Origin of the sequence: Biostraticola tofi (assembly GCF_004343195.1) — a bacterium.
Classification (GTDB): domain Bacteria; phylum Pseudomonadota; class Gammaproteobacteria; order Enterobacterales; family Enterobacteriaceae; genus Biostraticola; species Biostraticola tofi.
In genome coordinates, this window is the sequence record NZ_SMCR01000002.1 from 462,740 (window position 1) to 482,549 (window position 19,810).

At 56.1% G+C, this 19,810-nt stretch carries 16 protein-coding genes; 13 read left to right on the forward strand and 3 right to left on the reverse strand.

The window, feature by feature from the left end; genetic code table 11:
- Nucleotides 1-56: 56 nt before the first annotated feature.
- Nucleotides 57-1,052, forward strand: coding sequence for an AraC family transcriptional regulator (locus tag EDC52_RS06335; protein ID WP_131864474.1), 996 nt, complete (start codon nt 57-59; stop codon nt 1,050-1,052).
- A 293-nt stretch (nt 1,053-1,345) separates the two neighbouring features.
- On the opposite strand, the gene rpsT is transcribed toward EDC52_RS06335, so the two are convergent.
- Nucleotides 1,346-1,609, reverse strand: coding sequence for a 30S ribosomal protein S20 (rpsT, locus tag EDC52_RS06340; protein WP_131864475.1), 264 nt, complete (start codon nt 1,607-1,609; stop codon nt 1,346-1,348).
- Nucleotides 1,610-1,917: 308 nt separating this feature from the next.
- On the opposite strand from rpsT, the gene ribF reads away from it, so the two are divergent.
- Genes ribF through ispH form a run of 5 tightly spaced genes read left to right on the forward strand, consistent with a single transcriptional unit; the run spans nt 1,918 to nt 7,618 of the window.
- The gene (ribF, locus tag EDC52_RS06345; RefSeq protein WP_131864476.1) at nt 1,918-2,856 is read left to right on the forward strand and encodes a bifunctional riboflavin kinase/FAD synthetase; all 939 of its coding nucleotides are present in this window, start codon (nt 1,918-1,920) and stop codon (nt 2,854-2,856) included.
- Between the two features lie 32 nt (nt 2,857-2,888).
- Nucleotides 2,889-5,705: an isoleucine--tRNA ligase gene (gene ileS / locus EDC52_RS06350; protein WP_131864477.1), complete on the forward strand. Its 2,817-nt coding sequence runs from the start codon at nt 2,889-2,891 to the stop codon at nt 5,703-5,705.
- Nucleotides 5,705-6,202 (forward strand): signal peptidase II, encoded by a 498-nt coding sequence (lspA, locus tag EDC52_RS06355; protein WP_131864478.1) that lies wholly within the window; start codon nt 5,705-5,707, stop codon nt 6,200-6,202. The genes ileS and lspA overlap by 1 nt, the downstream gene beginning before the upstream one ends.
- Before the next feature lie 11 nt (nt 6,203-6,213).
- The gene (fkpB, locus tag EDC52_RS06360; protein ID WP_131864479.1) at nt 6,214-6,687 is read left to right on the forward strand and encodes an FKBP-type peptidyl-prolyl cis-trans isomerase; all 474 of its coding nucleotides are present in this window, start codon (nt 6,214-6,216) and stop codon (nt 6,685-6,687) included.
- A complete protein-coding gene (gene ispH, locus EDC52_RS06365; protein WP_131864480.1) occupies nt 6,668-7,618 on the forward strand; it encodes a 4-hydroxy-3-methylbut-2-enyl diphosphate reductase in 951 nt (316 codons plus the stop codon). Before fkpB ends, ispH begins: the two co-directional genes overlap by 20 nt.
- A 156-nt stretch (nt 7,619-7,774) precedes the next feature.
- On the opposite strand, the gene EDC52_RS06370 is transcribed toward ispH, so the two are convergent.
- The gene (locus EDC52_RS06370; protein WP_230467966.1) at nt 7,775-8,638 is read right to left on the reverse strand and encodes an SMP-30/gluconolactonase/LRE family protein; all 864 of its coding nucleotides are present in this window, start codon (nt 8,636-8,638) and stop codon (nt 7,775-7,777) included.
- Between the two features lie 279 nt (nt 8,639-8,917).
- Here EDC52_RS06370 and dapB point away from each other — a divergent pair, with 279 nt between their 5' ends.
- From dapB to EDC52_RS06405, 7 genes are all read left to right on the forward strand, one after another.
- Complete coding sequence (dapB, locus tag EDC52_RS06375) at nt 8,918-9,739, forward strand: 4-hydroxy-tetrahydrodipicolinate reductase (protein WP_131864481.1); 822 nt, start codon at nt 8,918-8,920, stop codon at nt 9,737-9,739.
- 463 nt (nt 9,740-10,202) lie between these two features.
- Entirely contained in the window at nt 10,203-11,351 is a 1,149-nt protein-coding gene (gene carA / locus EDC52_RS06380; RefSeq protein ID WP_165911668.1) for a glutamine-hydrolyzing carbamoyl-phosphate synthase small subunit, read from the forward strand.
- 13 nt (nt 11,352-11,364) lie between these two features.
- Nucleotides 11,365-14,592 carry a carbamoyl-phosphate synthase large subunit gene (gene carB / locus EDC52_RS06385; RefSeq protein ID WP_131864483.1) on the forward strand — a complete coding sequence of 1,076 codons (3,228 nt, stop codon included), beginning with the start codon at nt 11,365-11,367 and terminating at the stop codon, nt 14,590-14,592.
- A gap of 271 nt (nt 14,593-14,863) precedes the next feature.
- The gene (locus EDC52_RS06390) at nt 14,864-15,646 is read left to right on the forward strand and encodes a threonine/serine exporter family protein (protein WP_407924196.1); all 783 of its coding nucleotides are present in this window, start codon (nt 14,864-14,866) and stop codon (nt 15,644-15,646) included.
- Nucleotides 15,637-16,107 (forward strand): threonine/serine exporter, encoded by a 471-nt coding sequence (locus tag EDC52_RS06395; protein ID WP_131864485.1) that lies wholly within the window; start codon nt 15,637-15,639, stop codon nt 16,105-16,107. The genes EDC52_RS06390 and EDC52_RS06395 overlap by 10 nt, the downstream gene beginning before the upstream one ends.
- Nucleotides 16,108-16,221: 114 nt before the next feature.
- Nucleotides 16,222-16,704, forward strand: coding sequence for a type 3 dihydrofolate reductase (gene folA / locus EDC52_RS06400; protein ID WP_131864486.1), 483 nt, complete (start codon nt 16,222-16,224; stop codon nt 16,702-16,704).
- A gap of 152 nt (nt 16,705-16,856) precedes the next feature.
- The gene (locus EDC52_RS06405) at nt 16,857-18,755 is read left to right on the forward strand and encodes a PhoX family protein (RefSeq protein WP_131864487.1); all 1,899 of its coding nucleotides are present in this window, start codon (nt 16,857-16,859) and stop codon (nt 18,753-18,755) included.
- 176 nt (nt 18,756-18,931) lie between these two features.
- On the opposite strand, the gene apaH is transcribed toward EDC52_RS06405, so the two are convergent.
- Nucleotides 18,932-19,810 (reverse strand): bis(5'-nucleosyl)-tetraphosphatase (symmetrical) ApaH, encoded by an 879-nt coding sequence (gene apaH / locus EDC52_RS06410; RefSeq protein WP_131864488.1) that lies wholly within the window; start codon nt 19,808-19,810, stop codon nt 18,932-18,934.

Genomic DNA, 19,810 nt, shown 5'->3' on the forward strand with positions numbered 1-19,810 from the left:
ATCTATCTCCATATACTAACCTTGCGCTACTGGCGTTTACATGCTAAAACGCCACTATGCATGACTATTCGTCCATTCGCTCTCCTGCCGACACTATTGACTCTTTGACGCAGATCCTATGTGGCCTCCGCTTAGACGGGGTCGCTTACGAGCGATCCCTGTTGGCAGGAGACTGGAGCTTTTACTACCCGCCCCAGGAAAATGCCTACTTCCACTTTGTCGCAGGCAAGACGTGTTGGTTTTCCACAGAAGAAGAATGGAGCGAACTTGCGGCTGGTGATGCTGTGCTGCTGCCCCGAGGTTCGGCTCACATACTTGCTAGTTCACCTGAACTCACGCCAATTCCATTTCGCCAGCGCAAACCCATCTCATATCCGGCGAAAATATATGGAGCCTCGGCTCCCGAGTCTGGACCTGCTGAAATTTCCACGCTCTTCTGCGGCAGCATGCGCTTCAATCTTGATAGCCTCCACCCACTCATGGATATGATGCCGCAAGCGATGAGGGCGACAGATTTGATGACCAACGAGCCAGTTATCCCACATCTTATGGATGCCATGATGTCAGAATGCACATTAAGTCGTGTCGGCGCTAGCGGGATGCTTGCGCGACTTGCTGATGTCATGGCGGCACAAATAATCCGATCATGGATAGAGAGAAGTAGCCACGATAGCGGTGGATGGATCGCTGCTGTTCGCGACCCACAGATCGGAAAGGTGCTCGCGGCGATCCATTCGGATCCAGGGCTTGATTGGAATGTCGTGAAATTGGCCCAGGTTATGGGAGCATCACGTTCCAGTTTTGCTGACAAATTCACGGCGATAGTGGGAAAGACCCCTGCCCGCTATATAGCTGAAGTGCGTATGCACCAAGCCCGGGCGTGGATTTCGCGTGATGGCATGCGTATAACGGAGGTGGCCTACCAGCTTGGATACGATTCCGAAGCATCTTTTAGCCGCGCATTCAAGCGGATCATCGGCGTAGCGCCAAGCAGATTTCGTCTCAACGGTGATACGACCACCGGGTTCTCCCCCGCTAAGACGGACACTTGAGAAACGCGTCATACTGGACGCAAAGGAGTGTTTGTGATGAAACGCAAGAAATACAGTGCTGAATTTAAAGCGGGAGCGGTTGAACAGGGGCGCCGGTCGATGTGAGTTGTGACCAGGTCGCTCGGGAGCCGGGTCGAGTTTCGGAAATACCGACAGAGGTTGAAATTGCCTAAGTGGTTGATAAAAATTCTTTATTTACCCTTGGCGTAGTCCAGCGGATTGCGGTACTGGAGTCATCATGAAACAAAAAAACCGGCCGAAGCCGGTTTTTTTAACAAGCATCAACTAAAGCATTACTGCATTGAGTTGATTTGCGCGACTAAATTAGATTTATGACGTGCAGCTTTGTTCTTATGGATCAAACCCTTGCTGGCCTGACGGTCCAGAATAGGTTGCATCGCAGAAAATGCATTCTGCGCAGCTTCTTTATCGCCTGCAGCGATAGCCGCGTATACCTTCTTGACAAAGGTACGCATCATGGAGCGACGGCTTGCATTGTGCTGACGACGCTTCTCAGACTGTACGGCGCGTTTCTTAGCTGATTTGATATTAGCCAAGGTCCAACTCCCAAACGTGTTCTATGAGACAATTCAAAGGCCGAGGAATATGCCCTTTCGGTCTTCTTTTGTCAATGGATTTGTGCAAATAAGCGGCGCTCTAAAGCACAACGCTTGTTACAATGTGATGGCGCAGGATTCTACCAGTTTCGACCGGCGGAATATAGTGCTTAAGGTGAAAAAAGCGATGATTGGCATTAAAACCGCCGGGCTTTCTCGCGCATGACTGCCAAAGTTAAGAATCGCTGGTTAACCTTAGGCGCTGTACAAGGTATAATCCCGCCGGTTTCCACTGTCTTAGGCCTGCTATGAAGCTTATTCGCGGCATACACAACCTTCAGGCGCATTACCCAGGGTGCGTGCTGACCATAGGCAATTTTGATGGTTTTCATCGCGGGCACCAGGCGTTGATTGCTCAATTGCAGACCGAAGGCCGCCGTCGCGGCCTGCCGGTGATGGTGATGATTTTCGAACCCCAGCCGCAGGAGCACTTTGCGGGGGCGGCGGCCCCGGCACGGCTGACCCGGCTGCGGGATAAAGTTAAATACCTGGCTGAGGCCGGTGTCGACGCTGTGCTGTGCGTCACTTTTAATCAGCGCTTTGCGGCGATGGACGCCAAATCGTTTGTCTCGCAATTGCTGGTGGATAAGCTTGGCGTCAAATTCCTCTGCGTCGGCGATGACTTTCGCTTCGGTGCCGGTCGCCAGGGAGACTTTGCTTTCCTGCAGCAGGCAAGCCAGGCGGCAGGCTTTGAGGTGATGAGTACCTCGACCTATACCGAAGGCGGCAAACGCATCAGCAGCACGCTGGTGCGCGAAGCCCTCAATAACGATCATCTGGTGGTCGCTGAAATGCTGATGGGCCATCCTTACCGCCTCTCCGGACGCGTTGAGCATGGCCAGGCCCTGGGGCGTACCATTGGTTTTCCCACCGCCAATGTCTCGCTAAAAGGCCGCCCGGCGCCGATAAACGGCGTCTATGCGGTCGAGGTACTGGGCATAGGCGTAGGGCCATTGGCCGGCGTCGCCAACGTGGGCACCCGGCCGACGGTCGCCGGTTCGGTGCAGCGACTGGAAGTGCATTTGCTTGATATGACGCTTGACCTGTATGGTCAGCATATCGAGGTGGTAATCCGCGCCAAACTGCGCAATGAACAACGGTTTGCTTCGTTTGACGAGCTAAAACGGCAAATCGCGAATGATGTGGTGAACGCCCGGGAGTTCTTCGGGCTGCAGGCACCCCTTTAAACGCTCTAACCGAAAACGGAACCGAGAATCGAATGAGTGATTACAAAAATACCCTGAACCTGCCGGACACAGGGTTCCCGATGCGCGGCGATCTCGCCAAGCGCGAGCCTGGCATGCTGCAACGTTGGTATGAACAGGACCTGTACGGGATTATTCGCAACGCCAAGAAAGGTCGGAAAACCTTTATTCTGCATGACGGCCCTCCCTATGCGAATGGCAATATTCATATCGGTCACTCGGTTAACAAGATTCTCAAGGACATTATCGTCAAGTCCAAGGGGCTTTCGGGTTATGACTCTCCGTATGTGCCCGGCTGGGACTGCCATGGCCTGCCTATCGAACTCAAAGTCGAACAATTGATCGGCAAGCCGGGCGAGAAGGTGACGCCGGCGCAGTTTCGCGAAGCCTGTCGCCGTTATGCCGCCGAACAGATTGCCCTGCAGAAGAAAGACTTCATTCGCCTCGGCGTGCTCGGCGATTGGGATCATCCCTATCTGACGATGGACTTTGCCACCGAAGCGAATATTATCCGCGCTTTGGGCAAGGTTATCCATAATGGCCACCTGCATAAAGGCGCCAAGCCGGTGCACTGGTGCATTGACTGTCGTTCAGCGCTGGCCGAGGCCGAAGTCGAATACTATGACCGTACCTCGCCGTCGATTGATGTGGCCTTTCGCGCCAGCCAGCCTGCCGATGTGGCGGCCAAATTCGGCGTCAGCGACTTCAATGGCCCGCTGTCGCTGGTTATCTGGACCACGACTCCCTGGACGCTGCCGGCCAACCGGGCTATCTCGGTCCACCCTGATTTTGACTATCAGCTGGTGGCGGTGGATGGCCAGGCGTGGATCCTGGCGGCTGAACTGGTCGACAGCGTGATGAAGCGCGCCGGCGTCGCCGAGTGGCGGGTTCTGGGCACCTGTAAAGGGCGCGACCTGGAACTGCTGCGTTTTACCCACCCGTTCATGGGCTTCGATGTGCCGGCGATCCTCGGCCTGCACGTTACGCTTGACGCCGGTACCGGTGCAGTGCATACCGCTCCTGGTCACGGTCCTGACGACTACGTTATCGGCCAGCAGTACGGCCTGGAAGTGGCCAACCCGGTCGGACCGGACGGTTGCTATCTGCCGGGCACTTTCCCGGCGCTGGACGGCCTGCAGGTGTTCAAAGCCAATGACGTGGTGGTGGGACTGCTGCGCGACAGCGGCGCCCTGATACATCTGGAGAAGCTGCAGCACAGCTATCCCCACTGCTGGCGCCACAAGACGCCGATTATCTTCCGCGCCACGCCGCAGTGGTTTATCAGCATGGATCAGCAAGGACTGCGTAAACAGTCGCTGGAAGAGATCAAAAGTGTGCAGTGGATCCCGGGCTGGGGCCAGGCGCGTATCGAAAATATGGTCGCCAACCGTCCTGACTGGTGTATTTCCCGTCAGCGCACCTGGGGCGTTCCGATGGCGCTGTTTGTCCATAAAGATACTGAAGAACTGCACCCGCGCACCCTTGAATTGATGGAGCAGGTGGCCAAGCGGGTAGAGCAGGACGGTATCCAGGCGTGGTGGGATCTGGATCCGGCCGATATTCTGGGCGAAGAGGCCGCCGGCTATACTAAAGTGCCGGATACGCTTGATGTATGGTTTGACTCCGGCTCAACCCATTCATCGGTGGTCGACGTACGGCCGGAGTTTGAAGGCCAGCAGCCGGATATGTATCTTGAGGGTTCCGACCAGCATCGCGGCTGGTTCATGTCCTCGCTGATGCTGTCCACCGCGATGAAAGGCAAGGCTCCTTACCGTCAGGTGCTTACCCATGGCTTTACCGTCGATGGCGACGGCCGCAAGATGTCCAAGTCTATCGGCAATACCGTCAGCCCGCAGCAGGTGATGGACAAGCTTGGCGGCGATATTCTGCGCCTGTGGGTGGGTTCTACCGATTATACCGGCGAGATTGCGGTATCGGACGAAATCCTCAAGCGCTCAGCCGATGCGTACCGCCGTATTCGCAACACCGCGCGTTTCCTGCTGGCTAATCTCAACGGCTTTGATCCCGCCGTCCACAGCGTGAAGCCGGAAGACATGGTGGTGCTGGACCGCTGGGCCGTGGGCCGGGCCAAAGCCGCCCAGGCGGAAATCATCGCCGCCTATGAAAGCTATGATTTCCATAATGTGGTGCAGCGCATGATGCAGTTCTGCTCCATTGAAATGGGCTCGTTCTACCTGGATATCATCAAGGATCGCCAGTACACCACCAAGGCGGACAGTATTGCGCGACGCAGCTGCCAGACTGCGCTTTACCATATCGTCGAAGCCCTGGTGCGCTGGATGGCGCCTATTCTGTCGTTTACCGCCGATGAAGTCTGGAACTTCATGCCGGGCAAGCGCGCCGAGTTTGTGTTTACCGAAGAATGGTATGACGGTCTGTTCGGACTGGACGAAAAGCAGCAGATGAACGACGCTTACTGGAACACGCTGTTGCTGGTGCGTGGTGAAGTGAACAAAGTGCTGGAGCAGGCCCGTGCCGATAAGACAATCGGCGGTTCGCTGGAGGCCCGCGTTACCCTGTTTGCCGATGCCGAACTGGCGCAGAAGCTGAATGGGCTAGGCGACGAACTGCACTTTGCGCTGCTGACCTCGCGGGCAAAAGTAGCTGACTATGCCAGCGCCCCTGATGAAGCCCTGCAAAGCGAGGCGCTACGGGGCCTGAAGATCGGGCTGGCAAAAGCGGAAGGCAGCAAGTGTCCGCGTTGCTGGCATTTCGAGACGGATATCGGCCAGCATGCTGAGCATCCTGAAATCTGTGGTCGCTGTGCTACCAATGTGGCAGGATCTGGTGAAGAGCGTAAATTTGTCTGATGAGTAGACCTTTGATGTCCACAGGATTGCGTTGGCTCTGGCTGGCGCTGCTGGTACTGGTGGTTGATCTTGGCTCCAAGCAATGGGTCATGAACACCTTCATGCTGCATGAATCGGTATCGGTGATGCCGTTCTTCAACTTTTTCTATGCCCACAACTATGGCGCCGCCTTCAGCTTTCTGGCGGACAAAGGCGGCTGGCAGCGCTGGTTCTTTTCCGCCATCGCGCTGGTTATTTGTGTTGCGCTGCTGGTGATGATGTACCGATCCACGGCGCAGCAGAAGATGACCAATTGCGCCTATAGCCTGATTATCGGTGGCGCGGTCGGCAATCTGTCTGACCGCCTCATTCATGGTGTGGTGATTGATTTCATTGACTTCTACGTCGGCAACTGGCATTGGCCGACCTTTAACGTCGCTGACTGCGCCATTTGTATCGGCGCCATCCTGGTGGTGCTGGAAGGCTTTGTGCGTCCAGCCGACAAGGCGGCAAAATAGAAAGGGTAATTATGACCGAGCAAGTGCAATCCGACAGCGCAGTGCTGCTGCATTTTGATCTCAAGCTAGAGGATGGCACCCTTGCCGAGTCCACCCGGCGCGAGAATAAACCGGCGCTGTTCAGACTCGGTGATACCAGTTTGTCCGCGGCGCTCGAGCAGCAATTGCTCGGGCTGCATACCGGCGATAAAAAAACCTTTTCCCTGGAAGCGGACGCCGCGTTCGGACCGGTAAATCCTGATCTTATCCAGTTTTTCTCAGCGCGGGATTTTGCCGCCAGCGGCGGGGTGCCTGAGGTAGGCACCATTATGCTGTTTACCGGTATCAATGGCAGCGAGATGCCGGGCCTTATCCGGGAAGTGGCGGAAGAATCGGTAACGGTCGATTTCAATCATCCGCTGGCCGGCCGTAAAGTCTGGTTTGATATTGATGTTTTGGCGATAAATCCCCAGCTGGAGGACACAAATGCGTATTCTGCTGGCTAATCCCCGAGGATTCTGCGCAGGCGTTGACCGCGCCATCAGCATTGTTGACCGGGCGCTGGAAATCTACGGCGCGCCGATTTATGTCCGTCATGAGGTGGTGCATAATCGCTATGTGGTGGATACGCTGCGCGCCAGCGGCGCCATCTTCATTGAACAGATCGATGAAGTGCCCGATGGATCGATACTGATTTTTTCCGCCCATGGCGTCTCCCAGGCGGTCAGAGCCGAAGCGAAAAGCCGCGATTTAACGGTATTCGATGCTACCTGCCCGCTGGTGACCAAAGTACATATGGAAGTGGCGCGCGCCAGCCGCAAGGGCAGCGAAGCTATCCTTATCGGACATACCGGTCACCCTGAGGTAGAAGGGACCATGGGGCAGTATAATAACCCCAATGGCGGAATGTATCTGGTCGAGTCTCCTGACGATGTCTGGAAGCTCAGCGTCAAGAATGACAGTAATCTGTGCTTCATGACCCAGACTACGCTTTCGGTCGACGACACCTCTGACGTTATCGATGCCCTGCGCGAGCGCTTTCCGAAGATCATCGGCCCGCGTAAAGATGATATCTGCTATGCGACCACCAATCGTCAGGAAGCGGTTCGCAACCTGGCGGCGCAGGCGGATGTAGTGCTGGTGGTAGGATCGAAAAATTCCTCCAACTCTAACCGCCTGGCCGAGTTGGCGCAGCGGGTGGGTAAGCCGGCGTATCTTATCGATAACGCGACCGATATCCAGGAAAGCTGGCTGCAGGGTGTGAACCACATCGGCGTAACCGCCGGTGCGTCGGCACCGGATATCCTGGTGCGCGAGGTGATTGAACGTTTGCAGTCACTGGGCGCGGCTGGGGCTGAAGAGCTTATCGGCCGTGAAGAAAATATCGTGTTTGAAGTACCGAAAGAGTTACGTGTGGACGTTAAAATGGTCGACTGATCTGGCCGCTCGCTTTGGGCCAGCCGTACGCAGTCAGCCTGCTGCGCCGAGTGACTATCGTGTTAGTCGCCTAGTGCTATAGATGCCATTCAGTGCCGTTTCAGCCGCCGGTTTCAGTCTCCAGCCGCCAAACCGGCTATGGCGTTTGCCAAAACATTACAGTCTGAATCGACGCTCCGGCACGCCGGTGGCGGTAGTCTTGGCATGGAGCACGGCACCGTCCAGTTCGCCGGGCTCATCCAGCTGCTTTCTCGCTGAGGTAATGAACAGCTCGTTTAACTGCGGTCCGCCGAAGGCGCAGCAGCTTGGCTGCAGCACCGGCAGCGCAATATCTTCCTGCAGTTTCAATTCACCAGCCGCTATCTGATAGCGGCTCAGGCAGCCATGGCCAAAGCGGGCGGTAATCAGTTCGCCGCGCATGGTCAGGGCCGAGCCGTCCGGGGTTTTATCATCGGCAGAATGGCTGCGCATCCGCTCGGGATCAATTCGGTCACCGGTGCTGCAGTAAAAACGCTGTTCTGCGCTGTCGGCAAACCAGACGATATCTTCAAACCAGGCCAGGGTATTAGGGATAGTGACATTATCCAGCATCTTTTCCGGTTCTGATGCCCCGGAGGTATAGCGATACCAGCCGCCGATGGGCAGTTTTTCGTTCAGGTCCATGGTGCTGAACCACAGCGAACCGTCGGGGGCGATACCCGCTTCATTAGGACGCGTGGCATCCGGATCTTCTGGATACTCGCACATCAGATCAAGGCTGGGATGTTCAACCCCGTAGTGATAAAGCATGATCCCCTGCTGGGATACCACCAGGAACTGCTCTTCTTCTTCAGTCAGCAGCACCGCACTGAACAGGCAATCGAGCTGCCGCTGCTCAAACTTCTGGGTTTCAGGCCAATAGCGCAGCAGGCGGCGCTGCAGGATGTCTACCCACAGCAGGGATTGGCTTCTGCTGCACCAAACGGGTGTCTCACCTAACTCGGCACGGTAATCGCCGAGAGCCTCTAGGGGCGTGTTCAAAAAATGGCTCATCATGTCCTCTGATATAGGAAACCGTCCGGCTCTGTAAACCCAGTGTAGCCTGATAAAGCACGACATAAAAGTGAGCTGATAATACATTAATGAATAAACATTCAACTTTAACCCGCGAAGCGCACGTTTATGCAATGGCTATTGGCAACGCTGATATCAGCGCCAGCTGTGCATTAATTTCTAATCGGTTATCAATTATGCTGGCGGCAGGGGACTGTGCCGGTTAACCTGAAAGCATAATCACCGGGCTATAATCTGAGAGATATTATGAGCATGAAACCAATTCGCATCGCGATTGCGGGCGCGGGCGGCCGCATGGGCCGGCAACTTATCCAGGCGACAGCCGAATCGGCTGAGGCGGTGCTGGGGGCGGCCCTCGAGCGTCCGGGTTCAAGCCTTACCGGCACCGATGCCGGCGAGCTGGCCGGCATCGGCCGGTGCCACATCCTGGTGAGCGACAGTCTTGAAGCCATCAAGGACCAGTTTGATGTACTGGTTGATTTCACCCGCCCAGAGGGCACCATTGCCTATCTGGACTTCTGCCGCCGCCACCATAAGGCGATGATAATCGGCACCACCGGCCTGGATGAGCAGCAAAAACGGCATATTGCCGCCGCTTCTGAAGATATCGGTATCGTTTTTGCAGCCAACTTCAGTATTGGCGTCAACGTGTTGCTGCGACTGCTGGAAAAAACCGCCGCTGTTATGGGCGACTATTGTGATATAGAAATCGTCGAAGCCCACCATCGCCATAAAGTAGATGCCCCATCAGGCACCGCCTTGGCGATGGGCGAAGCCATAGCCGGTGCGCTGGGAAAAAATCTGGATGACTGCGCGGTGTATGCCCGCGAAGGCCATACCGGCGAGCGCCAGCCCGGCACTATAGGTTTTGCTACCGTTCGTGCTGGGGATATTGTCGGTGAGCATACCGCAATGTTTGCTGATATCGGCGAGCGGCTGGAACTGACCCATAAAGCCTCCAGTCGCATGACATTTGCAAAAGGCGCCATACGCGCTGCTGTCTGGGTAAAGAGCCATGAAAAAGGGCTTTATGACATGAGCGATGTGCTGGATTTGCAACGTTTATAAATTTTCACATCACGTTTTGAAAAATATTCTTTATAACTTGTTGATATTAAGGTGTGAATATAGGCGATTTTTATTTAGTGCAAAAATGAGCATTTAGCCGTGTTCATTGCTATAAGTAGCCAATAATCCATAAATTCTTCTTATTTTCCCACCATTTTAGCCCTGATCTGTAGGGTATGGGGCAAAATCAGGTTGCTTGAGCTGTAAAGTTCGCTAACTGGTATAGCAAACGATTAGCTGGCCCATTTTTCGGCGGTTTTTGGCCGGCTCAGCGGGATGAACGGTTAAAAGCGTTATAATATGATAAAAAAAAGGCTACTGGGGTGGACAAGTGTGCAACTCATCATTAAAATGCGCCCAATTTGCCAAAATTCTACCTTGAAGGTGTTTTTTGCGTTGATTTAGATCGTTAAATCTGAATTAATATGCAAATATCTTGACTGAATATTCCTTGGAGGGTGTTTTGATAAAGTCAGCGTTATTGGTTCTGGAAGACGGAACCCAATTCCACGGTCGGGCCATCGGGGCAACAGGAACGGCAGTGGGGGAAGTGGTCTTCAATACGTCGATGACCGGTTATCAAGAAATCCTTACTGATCCTTCCTATTCCCGCCAAATCGTTACTCTTACCTATCCTCATATCGGCAATGTCGGCACCAATCCAGCAGATGAAGAATCCTCCCAGGTACAGGCCGCCGGCCTGGTCATTCGCGATCTGCCCCTGCTGGCCAGCAATTATCGCAGCACCGGCTCCCTGGCAGATTACCTCAAGGCCAGCAATGTGGTCGGCATAGCCGACATCGATACGCGGAAACTGACGCGCCTGCTGCGGGAAAAGGGCGCCCAGAACGGCTGCATCATCGCCGGCGATGCTCCTGACGCGGCGTTGGCGCTGCAAAAAGCTCGCCAGTTCCCGGGTCTCAAGGGGATGGACCTGGCCAAAGAAGTCAGCACCGCTGAACAGTACAGTTGGACCCAGGGCAGTTGGACGCTGGAAAATGAACTGGCCGAGCCGGTGGATGCCGCACTGCTGCCCTACCATGTGGTCGCCTATGATTATGGGATCAAGCGCAACATCATGCGCATGCTGGTAGACCGCGGCTGCCGCCTGACGGTAGTGCCGGCCCAGACGCCTGCCGCCGCCGTACTGGCGATGAATCCGGACGGCGTGTTCCTGGCCAACGGCCCAGGCGACCCGGAGCCTTGTGATTATGCGATCACCGCCATCCGGGAAATCCTCGCCACCGCTACCCCGGTATTCGGCATTTGCCTGGGACACCAGCTACTGGCCCTCGCCAGCGGCGCCAGGACGGTCAAAATGAAGTTTGGTCATCATGGCGGTAACCATCCGGTGAAGGATCTGGATGCCGGCCGGGTGATGATCACGGCTCAGAACCATGGCTTTGCGGTTGATGAAACCACGCTGCCCGCCACCCTGCGGGTAACCCACACTTCCTTGTTTGATGGCTCTTTGCAGGGCATTCACCGTACCGATAAGGCGGCGTTCAGTTTCCAGGGGCATCCGGAAGCCAGCCCCGGCCCCCATGATGCAGCGCCGTTGTTCGATCACTTTATCGAACTGATCAAGTCATACCGTTCTCAGGCAAAATAATCAGGAGTAAAGAATGCCAAAACGTACCGATATAAAAAGTATCCTGATTCTGGGTGCCGGCCCTATCGTCATCGGCCAGGCCTGCGAGTTTGACTACTCAGGCGCACAAGCCTGTAAAGCGCTGCGCGAAGAGGGCTACCGGGTTATTCTGGTTAACTCCAACCCGGCAACCATCATGACTGACCCTGAGATGGCCGATGCAACCTATATTGAGCCCATCCATTGGGAAGTGGTGCGCAAGATCATCGAAAAAGAGCGGCCCGATGCAGTGCTGCCGACCATGGGTGGCCAGACAGCGCTTAACTGCGCGTTGGAACTCGAACGCCACGGCGTTCTGGCGGAGTTCGGCGTTACCATGATAGGTGCCACCGCGGACGCCATCGATAAAGCCGAAGATCGCCAGCGTTTTGACAAGGCGATGAAGAAAATCGGCCTGGACACCGCCCGCTCCGGTATTGCTCATAATATGGAGGAAGCGCTGGCGGTCGCCGCTGATGTTGGCTTTCCCTGCATCATTCGCCCCTCTTTCACCATGGGGGGATCTGGCGGCGGCATTGCCTATAACCGCGAAGAATTTGAAGAAATCTGTGAGCGTGGCCTGGATCTGTCGCCGACCAAAGAACTGCTGATCGATGAGTCACTGATTGGCTGGAAAGAGTATGAAATGGAGGTGGTGCGCGATAAAAATGATAACTGCATCATCGTCTGTTCGATCGAAAACTTTGACGCCATGGGGATCCATACCGGCGATTCGATAACGGTCGCGCCGGCCCAGACCCTGACCGATAAGGAATATCAGATCATGCGTAACGCCTCGATGGCGGTGCTGCGTGAGATAGGCGTTGAAACCGGCGGCTCGAACGTGCAGTTCTCGGTCAACCCGAAAAACGGCCGTCTTATCATTATCGAAATGAACCCGCGGGTATCGCGTTCTTCGGCGCTGGCCTCCAAAGCGACCGGCTTCCCGATAGCCAAGGTGGCCGCCAAGCTGGCGGTGGGTTACACCCTTGATGAACTGATGAATGATATCACCGGCGGAAGGACCCCGGCGTCGTTCGAGCCTTCTATCGACTATGTGGTTACCAAGATACCCCGCTTCAATTTCGAAAAATTTGCCGGCGCCAACGACCGTCTGACCACGCAGATGAAATCGGTGGGCGAAGTGATGGCCATTGGCCGTACCCAGCAGGAGTCGCTGCAAAAAGCGCTGCGCGGACTGGAAGTCGGCGCCACCGGCTTTGACCCGCAAGTCAGCCAGGACGATCCTGAGGCGCTGACCAAAATCCGCCGCGAGCTGAAAGACGCCGGCGGCGATCGTATCTGGTATATCGCCGATGCCTTCAGGGCCGGGCTGTCGGTGGATGGCGTCTTCAACCTGACTAACGTCGACCGCTGGTTCCTGGTGCAGATTAAAGAATTGGTGAAACTGGAGGCCCAGGTAGCTGAGGGCGGCATCACCGCCCTGGACGCCGAGTTCCTGCGCCAGCTCAAGCGCAAGGGGTTCGCCGACGCCAGGCTGGCGACGCTGGCCGGGGTGGCTGAAAACGAGATCCGCAAGCTGCGTGAGAACTTTAACCTGCATCCGGTCTACAAGCGGGTGGATACCTGTGCGGCGGAATTTGCCACTGATACCGCCTATATGTACTCGACCTATGATGAAGAATGTGAGTCAAATCCTCATCAGGACAAAGAGAAAATCATGGTGCTGGGCGGCGGTCCTAACCGGATTGGCCAGGGTATCGAGTTTGATTACTGTTGTGTCCATGCCTCCCTGGCGCTGCGCGAAGACGGCTACGAGACCATTATGGTCAACTGCAATCCGGAAACCGTTTCTACCGATTATGACACCTCCGATCGGCTGTATTTCGAACCGGTAACGCTTGAAGATGTACTGGAAATCGTGCGTATCGAGAAGCCCAAGGGCGTCATTGTCCAATACGGCGGCCAGACGCCGCTGAAACTGGCACGGGCGCTTGAAGCCGCCGGCGTGCCGATCATCGGCACCAGTCCGGATGCCATCGACCGGGCAGAAGACCGGGAACGCTTCCAGCAGGCGGTCGAACGCCTGGGGCTGAAACAACCGGCCAACGCCACGGTATCGACTATCGACCACGCGGTGGAAAAAGCCGCCACCATCGGCTACCCGCTGGTAGTGCGTCCCTCATACGTGTTGGGCGGCCGGGCAATGGAAATCGTTTACGATGAGGTGGATCTGCTGCGCTACTTCCAGCATGCCGTCAGCGTGTCAAATGATGCGCCAGTGTTGCTGGATCGCTTCCTGGATGACGCGGTAGAAGTCGATGTGGATGCCATCTGCGATGGCGAAAGGGTGCTTATCGGCGGCATCATGGAGCATATAGAACAGGCAGGCGTCCATTCAGGCGATTCGGCCTGCTCGCTGCCGGCCTACACCCTCAGCCAGGAAATTCAGGATGTCATGCGCCAGCAGGTCGAGAAACTGGCGTTTGAACTGCAGGTGCGGGGCCTGATGAACGTGCAATTTGCGGTCAAGGACAATGAGGTCTATCTGATCGAGGTTAACCCCCGTGCGGCGCGGACCGTACCGTTCGTTTCCAAAGCCACCGGCGTGCCGCTGGCCAAGGTGGCGGCCCGGGTAATGGCCGGGCAGTCGTTGACGCAGCAGGGGATGCTGACAGAAGTCATCCCGCCGTATTATTCAGTCAAGGAAGTGGTGCTGCCGTTTAATAAATTTCCCGGCGTCGATCCGATCCTCGGGCCTGAAATGCGCTCAACCGGCGAGGTTATGGGCGTCGGCAGGACCTTCGCCGAAGCGTTTGCCAAGGCGATGCTTGGCAGTCAGTCGCAAATGAAGAAAAGCGGCCGGGCGTTGCTGTCGGTACGCGCCGGCGATAAACACCGGGTCGTCGATCTGGCGGCCAAGCTGCTCAAGCATGGTTTTGAACTGGATGCGACCCACGGTACCGCCGTGATACTGGGCGAAGCGGGCATCAACCCGCGACTGGTCAATAAAGTGCATGAAGGCCGCCCGCATATCCAGGATCGCATCAAGAACGGCGAATACACCTATATCGTCAATACCACCGCCGGCCGTCAGGCGATTGAAGACTCCAAGCTGATTCGCCGCAGTGCGCTGCAGTATAAAGTGCACTACGACACCACGCTTAACGGCGGCTTTGCCACTGCGATGTCGTTAACCGCCGATGCAACCGCCCAGGTGATTTCGGTGCAGGAACTGCATCAGCAGTTGAAAGGCGACTGAGTCCAGTGCGGTCGCCGGCCCTACGGGGCCGGCGTCGCATGACTTGACCGCTGTGGCCTGACTGCCGTGAAAGAGCATCGCCGATGCTCTTTTTTTATGCGCTAAAACTGATCTGCCACAGGATTGCGTTTAGTGTATATAGCGATAATGCAGCGCGCTGACCGTCGCCGGTTGGCAGAAGAAATCATCGGCTGACGTAACATGATGTCACCGGTTGGCTGAAAATAATGTCGTCTGTTGTCGGACAATGACCATTTACAGGCAGGTTTGTATGACCAGCATCATGCCAAAGCAACGGCAACGGGATATCACCCGCCTTTGTATCGATTGCGCACTGCTGCTGCTGCAACACGGCGCGGAAAGCATGCTGGTGGAACAGCTTGCCACCCGGCTCGGCAAGGCCCTGGGCGTTGGCCGCGTGGAAAGTTCGATCTCTGCCAACGCGGTGGTATTGACCACCATCGCCGATGGCTATTGCATGACATCAACGCGTAAAAACAACGATCGCGGCATTAACATGCACGTGGTGGTGCAAGTGCAGCATATTGTCATTATGGCAGAACATCGTTTGCTTGATGCCGGCGATGTGGCTAAACGTTTTGCCGCTATCAAACCGCTGCGCTATCCGCGCTGGCTGATGGTGACCATGGTCGGTCTATCGTGCGGTTGCTTCAGCCGGCTTAACGGCGGCGACTGGCAGGCGTTTGTTATTACCTGCCTGGCCAGCGGGCTGGCGATGTACGTGCGACAGGTACTTACCGGCCGCCATATGAATCCGCTGATTAACTTTTGCATCACCGCCTTTGTGGCAACCTCAGCCGCCGGCCTGCTGATGCGGGTGCCAGGGCTGTCGAGCGCTTCGCCGGTCGCGATGCCCGCCAGTGTGTTGCTGCTGGTGCCGGGCTTTCCGCTGATTAACGCAGTGGCGGATATGTTCAAGGGCCATGTGAATACCGGCCTGGCGCGCTGGACCATGGCCAGTCTGCTGACGCTCTCTACCTGTATCGGCATTGTGATGGCGATGTCCCTGTGGGGATTCGGGAGATGGTCATGAATCTGCTGTGGGCGCTGCTCGAAGATATGCTGCTGGCGGCAGTGCCGGCGCTAGGCTTTGCCATGGTGTTTAACGTGCCGGCCAGGGCGCTGCGCTATTGCGCCTTGCTGGGGGCGATCGGCCATGGCTCGCGGATGCTGATGATGCATTACGGACTGACCATCGAATGGGCCTCCCTGCTGGCATCGATTCTTATCGGCATCATCGGTATCCATTGGTCACGCTGGCTGCTGGCGCACCCGAAGGTCTTCACGGTGGCGGCGGTGATCCCGATGTTTCCCGGTATTTCGGCCTACAGTGCGATGATTTCCGCGGTTGAACTGTCCCATTTCGGCTACAGCGAACCGTTGATTGATACGCTGGTTACCCATTTTCTCAAGGCGGCGTTTATCGTTGGCGCTCTTTCCATAGGCCTGTCCCTGCCTGGGCTGTGGCTTTACCGCAAACGACCAGGCGTATAAGCCGGCGGCGATTAAGCGCTATCCGAAATTTGAGATGTCGGCCAGGTATCGCTATCGACGGCTGCGGGCACTTTCCGTATAGTGTCAGCAATTTTATTGCCTTTAAGGTTCCGTATGATAATTAGTCTGATTGCCGCTCTGGCTGTTGACCGCGTGATCGGCATGGAAAACGCCATGCCCTGGCACCTGCCTGCCGATCTGGCCTGGTTCAAGCGCCTCACGCTGCAAAAGCCGGTGATAATGGGGAGAAGGACCTATGAATCTATCGGTAAGCCGCTGCCCGGGCGCCTCAATATCGTGATGAGCCGTCATCCGGGGACCGATGACCGGGTTACCTGGGTGAGTTCAGCCCAGGAAGCGCTGGACGCTGCCGGTAATGTCGAAGAAATTATGGTGATTGGCGGTGGCAAGATCTACCATGAATTCCTGCCTCGTGCCGGCAGACTTTATCTGACGCACATTGATGCCGAAGTGGATGGCGATACCTGGTTCCCTGATTATGAACCCGACCAATGGCAGTCTACTTTCAGTGAATTCCATGATGCTGATGATAAGAATACCCATAGCTTCTGTTTTGAAATCCTCGACCGCCGTTAATCCTGCCCGGGCGCCCCAGCCGCGCCCGCCCGCGTAAACCGCATTTTTGTAACGCGGCTGTAACATACCCTGCTTATTCTTGGTCCGATGAGGCGCCATCCCCCTAGAGGATGCGCTAATACCTTGGGACAAAAATAACAGGATACTCATATATGACTCGCAAACCTGACACCTTGAATGCCGATCGTTTACGGGACCCGGGCCGCCGGAAATTGCTGGGCAATGCTGGCGCTGTCGGCCTGGCCGGATTTTTGGGCGGTGGCATCTGGAACCTGTCGGCAACCGCTGATGCGGCGACGTTGCCCGCCAACACCCGCGGACTGCTGGGGTTTAGTCCCATCGCTGCCTCTGGCGAAGATACCATCACTTTACCGCCAGGGTATCAGGCGGATATTCTTATTTCCTGGGGCGATCCGCTGTTTGCCGATGCACCGGCTTTTGATCCACAGGGAAACAACAGCGCCGACGATCAGCTAAAGCAATTCGGCGACAACAATGACGGTATGAGTTATTTTCCGATTGATGAAAATCGCGGCGTAATGGCTATCAATAACGAATACGTCAACGAGAAATATTTGTTTGCCCATGGCGGTAGTCGGGCACTGAACCTTGGGGAGGTGCGCAAATCCCAGGCAGCCCATGGGGTATCGGTATTCGAGATACGCCGTACCGCCGCAGGCAAGCCATGGCAGGTTGTCAAAGATGCCCGTTATAATCGCCGTATTACTGCCCTGACTGAAATGCGTTTCAGCGGCCCGGCTGCCGGCCATGCTCAACTGCAGACCGCGGCCGATCCGGCGGGATTGAAGGTGCTGGGCACCTTTGGCAACTGCGCCAACGGCAAAACGCCCTGGGGCACTTATCTGACCTGCGAAGAGAATTTCGACACCTATTTTGGTGCCAGTGACGCCGGCTATAAAGTTACCCCGGAGCAGGCGCTGTACAGCCTTAATGTGAAAGAGCCTGAGCGCAACTGGGCCGATTTTGACCCGCGGTTTGATCTTAGCAAAAATCCTAACGAGTTTAACCGCTTTGGCTGGATAGTCGAAATCGACCCGCTGAACCCTGCGTCAGTTCCGGTGAAACGCACTGCCCTGGGTCGATTCAAGCATGAGAATGCTGCGGTCACTATCGCTAAAAATGGCCATTTAGTGGTCTATATGGGCGATGACGAAGTGGGTGAGTACATTTATAAATTTGTCTCAGCCGAACGGGTGGATGAGAGCAATCCGGCCAAAAATGGTCAGCTGCTCGATAATGGCACGCTGTATGTGGCGCGCTTTGACAGCAATACTGACGGGGTACCCTTGAAGGGCACCGGCCAGTGGCTGCCGCTGGTGTGGGGGCAGAATGGGCTGACCAAGGAAAACGGCTTCGCCAGCCAGGCGGATATTTGCCTGTTTACCCGCAAGGCCGCCACCCAAGTCGGCGCTACCAAGATGGATCGTCCTGAATGGATTGCCGTTAATCCACACGATGGCAGGGCTTACTGCACCCTGACCAACAACAATAAGCGCGGCAATGAAGCGATGCCGCTTAACGCGGCCAACCCGCGGCCGAAAAACCTCTACGGACAAATCATCCGCTGGGATGAAGGCGGCGATGCCGCCGCCACCACCTTCGGCTGGGACATGTACGCGCTGTGCGGCAATCCGATTGCCCATCCTGAAGGGGTTTATCGCGGCAGCCCTAACATCACTGCCGAAAATACCTTTAACAGCCCGGACGGCCTGGGTTTTGATCGGGACGGCCGGCTGTGGATCCTGACGGATGGAAAATACACCAATGAAGGCGAGTATGCCGGCCAAGGCAATAATCAGATGTTGGTGGGCTGCCCGACCAGCGGTGAGATCCGCCGCTTTATGGTGGGGCCCAAATCCTGTGAACTGACCGGTATCACCTTTACGCCGGATTACCGTACGCTATTTGTTAATGTGCAGCATCCCGGGGAAGAGGGCGACTCCCATTTTCCCAACAACAGCCCGCGGCCGCGTTCTTCGGTGGTAATGATCACTCGTACCGATGGTGGCGTGGTCGGCGCACCGTCCTGAGCAGCTGACCGCTAAGGGGTTAGCGGTAGCCGGACAGCGTATGCCGCAATAGACGGGCAGCGTACCCCGCAGTAGCCGGTCAGCATACCGGCAGAAAAAAGATGAGACGGGTTCAATGAAGTGAAAGCAGGCGGCCCGCATGGAGCGGGCCGCTGTGCTGTGGATCAACCGGCGCTTTAATCGTCGCTAGCCGGGCTGATTGTCCCTTCCAGCGGCGGGGCGGTTTCCACCGCGCTTTCATCCTGCCGATTGGACGGCTGAGTGACATAACGCTGTTCTTCCCAATGAAGCAGGGTAAGATCGCCTCCCCAGCAGCAGCCGGTATCCAGCCCGTATATGTGCGCCGGGGTGCCTTTACCTTCAAGCGAAGCCCAGTGCCCAAACACGATACTGTAGTCTTCCGCGACCGGTCCGGGCAGGGAAAACCAGGGCTTCAGCGGGGCTGGAGCCTTATCCGGCGTATCCTTGCAGAACATGTCCAACTGGCCGTTAGGGAAACAGTAGCGCATACGGGTAAACACATTGGTGCTGAAGCGTAGCCGCGCCAGCCCGGTCAGTTCCGGCGACCAGTTATTCGGCATATCGCCATACATCGCATCCAGGAACAGCGGGTAGCTGTCGCTGCCAAGCACCGCTTCGACTTCGCGGGCACACTGGCGGGCGGTGTCCAGATCCCATTGGGGGGAAATCCCCGCATGGGCCATGACCAGTTTCTTCTGTTCATCCACCTGCAGCACCGGTTGGCGGCGCAGCCAATTGATAAGCTCATCGGCATCCGGCGCCTCGAGCAGCGGCGTGATGCGATCCTTGGGCTTGTTGCGGCTAATGCCGGCGAAAACCGCCAGCAGGTGCAGGTCATGATTGCCCAGCACCATACGTACGCTGTCGCCAAGCGAGCGTACCAGCCTCAGTACTTCCAGTGAGCCGGGGCCGCGGGCCACCAGATCACCGGTCAGCCACAGCTGGTCTTTCTGCTCATTAAAATCTACCTGCGTCAGCAGCGCCTTCAGCTCATCAAAACAGCCGTGGATATCCCCGATTAAATAGGTCGACAT